At 64.5% G+C, this 3,708-nt stretch carries 2 protein-coding genes and 1 pseudogene; all 3 read right to left on the bottom strand.

From position 1 onward, the window contains the following. Nucleotides 1-431, bottom strand: a pseudogene (locus tag ACTS2Z_RS12365) (hypothetical protein); the annotation flags it as partial. Then, nucleotides 428-2,200 carry a glycosyl transferase family protein gene (locus ACTS2Z_RS12360; protein WP_442573516.1) on the bottom strand — a complete coding sequence of 591 codons (1,773 nt, stop codon included), beginning with the start codon at nt 2,198-2,200 and terminating at the stop codon, nt 428-430. The gene ACTS2Z_RS12360 and the pseudogene ACTS2Z_RS12365, both read right to left, overlap by 4 nt. 67 nt (nt 2,201-2,267) lie before the next feature. Further along, nucleotides 2,268-3,443: a non-hydrolyzing UDP-N-acetylglucosamine 2-epimerase gene (wecB, locus tag ACTS2Z_RS12355; protein WP_442573515.1), complete on the bottom strand. Its 1,176-nt coding sequence runs from the start codon at nt 3,441-3,443 to the stop codon at nt 2,268-2,270. Between the last annotated feature and the right edge of the window lie 265 nt (nt 3,444-3,708).

The raw sequence follows: 3,708 nt of genomic DNA, 5'->3' as shown, positions 1-3,708 counted from the left end.
ATGGCCCGCGCCGCGCGCAAGGCATCGCTGGCCGAGCGCGAGAGGTTTGCCGCCACGCTCCAGGCCCAGCGGGCGCGATTGAAATCGCCTGCGGCTTCTGCCTGATAGCCCATGGATTGCAGCACGTAGAGGCGCTCTGGCGCATCCAGACCGCCAATGGATTCCGCATAGGCAAAGGCTTCTGTAGCGGTCGCAGGGTCGCCCAGCGCAATTGCGCACTCCCCTGCCCGTATCCAGCCTTGCGCCGTGCCTTCATTGATCGCGGCGACGCGCACGGCCTCGTAGTCGCAGGGCGCGTCCTGTCCATCGCTGGCAAAGGCGGCAACGGCCCTGTCGAGATCGGGTCCGGATTCAAACATCAGGCCTGCGCTCAGCAGCGCGAGGGCGGAATTGATCCGCCAGCGATTGAGGCGGGTGCGCATCGTGGTCATGGCGTCGTCTCCCGGATTCGGGGCAAGGGTGCGGCGTCGGGCTTTCGCGCCTCCAGTGCCGTGATCGCGGCATTGAGGCTGAAGGTGTGGGTAAGGGCGGGCGCCGGCGGGGCGGGCACAATGTCCGGCACCCGGTCTGGCGTTGCGGCCATTTGCGCCGGGGAATGGTTTACCGCAGCGGTGAGGCTTTCGGGCAAGGTGCGCCCCTTTTCGGGCTGTTCATGCCAGGCAAAGCTCGCCTGCGCCCGGCGGATTTCCTCCAGCGAGGGGTAGGCGTGCATGGTCTTGTCCCAGGTGATGGCCTGACCGGTCACCAGATGGACGATCCAGCGGCGCGAGGCCCGGGCCGCCGCGAGGAAGCCGATATAATTGCCGACCACCATGCGCACCGGAGCCAGCACCGTGTATTTCAGCCCGTGCGTGGTACCGGTGAAGATCAGGCGGTGGGCCACACGGTTCACCAGGAACCAGAAATTGATCAGCACGATGGCCCAGACCCAGCTTTGCGGGTCTATCAGGGGCGGCAGGCCGCCCGCTTCCGGCACGGTTGCGGAGATGAACCAGTAGAGCGCCCACTGGATGACGATGAAATAGGCCAGCATGCCCGTCGGCGCGGTCCAGATGGCCTTGCGGTCGCGGTAGAGGAAATAGCGGTGGACCAGCGGGCCGGTCCAGCCGAGCTGGCGCCAGCCCATGAAGGAAATACCCAGCATCCAGCGCGATTTCTGCTTTACCGAGACACTCATCTTGTCAGGGAAGAATTCGCGCGTGCAGACCAGCTCGCGGCGTACCCGGCGCTTGCCCTCAGGGGTCGTCACGCGAACGCGGGCGAAATAGCGCACAAAGCTGGACTTGAAGCCCGCCTCATAGAGCCGGTGCCCGATATCATAGTCCTCGGTCAGGCTGTCCGTGTTGAAGGGCAGGTTGTCGCGCTCGGCATTGAGCAGGTCCAGCACACGGCGCGAGAGCGCCGTTGCGACGCCGGCTGACGGCACCTGACGGGTCATGTGGGCGCGCGCGACAAGGTCCTTGGTATGCCATTCGGCGAATTCGTCCATGTAGTGGCCGGCGACCAGCGCGTTCCAGGGACGCGGCATGGAGAGAACGGGCAGCTGGACCATGTCGGCGCGATCCAGCCAGGCATTCATGACCTTGAAGGACAGCGGATGGATCACATCCTCGCTGTCATGCATGACGAAGGCTTCGTAGCGCTTGCCGGTATCGGCCTCGCGCGCGATGGCGTTCTGGATGATCCAGTTCAGGCAGTCCGCCTTGGAGGTGGGGCCGGGATGACCGACATTGGCGCGGTAGACATTGGCATGGCGCGCTACCAGCGCGTCGGCCTCGCGGATCGTGTCGGCGTCATTGGGATAGACGCCGATATAGATGTCATAGGCCTTGTAATCGAGCTCCTCGATGGTGTGATCGACCATGCGCGCGATCACATCGGCTTCCTGCCAGGCCGGTATCAGGATGGCGAGCCGCTTTTCGGGCAAGGCACGCAGCTTTTCGACGGAAGGGATGCGGCGGAAAGGCCGCAAGATCAGGTTCTGGGCCGTCAGCACCCAGTAATAGAGGTCGAGAAACGTGTCATCGACCGAGGAAACGAAGATGACGAGGGCGGCGTAGACCGTGGCCCAGGACAGCACGGTCCAGTAGATCCGGACCGCCTCACCGAAGCCTTCGCGGGTCGCCGGATCACCAAGCCAGGTTTCAAATCCGCCTGCCAGCCCCCCGGCCGCTGCGATCATTATCGTCAGCCATTCCATCCCTGCACCTTCCCCTCAAGCTGCCGCTTTTGCGATCTTGCGGCAGGTCCCCCTCCAGTGCCCCGCCTCAGGCAGCCTTAACGGACGTTAACACACGGCTCTCCGGTTTGTCCGCAATTGTGCGAGCCACGCGGCGCGCGGCCGGTTTGACCTCGCCTGCGATAAGTTTTGCGATGCGCTGGCCGGCGCGGCCATCGCCGAACGGGTTGCGGGCAATACCCATGCGCGCGCGGATCCGCGGCACCGAGAGGAGGCGCGAGGCTTCGCGCACGATCCGGTCAGTGTTGGAGCCGACGAGCTTGGCGACGCGGGCGCGGACAGCTTCCATGCGCTCGGTCGTGTCTCGCAAGACCAGGACCGGCACGCCGAAGCTGGGAGCCTCCTCCTGGACGCCGCCAGAGTCCGACAGGACCATGTAGGCGCGTTTCAGCACGCCAATGAAATCGGGATAGGCCAGCGGGTCGCTGAGCGTGATGCGCTCCTGCCCTGCCAGGGCTTCGGTCACCGGCCCCAGAACCCGCGGATTGGTGTGGGTTGCCACGATGAAATGGACGTTCTCATAGGCATCGCGCAGGCGCAGAACTGCCTTGCAGATATTCTTCGCGCCTTCGTCCCAGTTCTCCCGGCGGTGAACGGTGACGAGAATGATGCGCGCGCCCGGCGCTGCTTCAGACAGGATTTCGGGCGCTTGGGTCAGCTCGGCAATCTGCGTCACGGCATCGACAACCGTATTGCCGGTGACACGCACCTGACCGGCGTCGAGCCCTTCGCGATAAAGGTTACGTGCAGCGCCGGCGGTCGGGGCAAAGTGGTCCTTTGCAACGCGGGCGATCAGCTGGCGGAAACCTTCTTCAGGAAAGGGCGAGCTGATATCGGCCGAGCGCAGGCCCGCTTCGACATGGCCGACCGGGATGCGCGACAGGAAGGCCGCCTGCGCCGCCGAGAAGGCCGTCGCGGTGTCGCCCTGCACCAGGACATAGTCGGGCGGGCTGGCGGTAAAGTGGACGCCCAGATTTTCCATCAGCCGTGCCGTCAGCGAGGGCAGGGACGAGCGGTCCCAGTCGAGCGCGAGGCGAAGGTCCGGTTCGATACCGAAAACCTCCAGTGCCTGATCGGCCAGAAAACCGTGCTGGCCGGTGGCGATCCAGCGCGGCGTAACCCCCGGCATCTGGCGCAGCGCCGCATAGACCGGCGCCAGCTTGACCACTTCAGGGCGCGTGCCTGCCACAAGGTCGATAATCATCGGAATTCTCCCCGCCCGCTGATTGGGCCGGCGCGTCCCTTGCGCTGGCCATCCGGTCGATCTGACCGGCACGTTCACAGGGATAGAGGCGGAGTTTGCTGAAAATTAATCCTGAATGAGGCGAGAAAAGGCCAACAATTACAGTCAGATCGCGTTCATCCACCGTTCATCTTGCTGCAGATGCGAGCTTAAGTGGTTGAAATTGCGAGGGCAGCAGCAGGCCCGTGCGGACCGGAGGACGCGCGCATCCGCCTTATTGCCGCCC

The sequence above is a fragment of the Glycocaulis sp. genome, from assembly GCF_052168375.1.
Taxonomy (GTDB): Bacteria; Pseudomonadota; Alphaproteobacteria; order Caulobacterales; family Maricaulaceae; genus Glycocaulis.
This window is presented reverse-complemented; position numbering and strand designations above follow the sequence as displayed.

Coding starts and splice junctions, on each gene's coding strand:
- ACTS2Z_RS12360 (WP_442573516.1), bottom strand. CDS start 2,200: ATGGAATGGCTGACGATAATGATCGCAGCGGCCGGGGGGCTGGCAGGC.
- wecB (WP_442573515.1), bottom strand. CDS start 3,443: ATGATTATCGACCTTGTGGCAGGCACGCGCCCTGAAGTGGTCAAGCTG.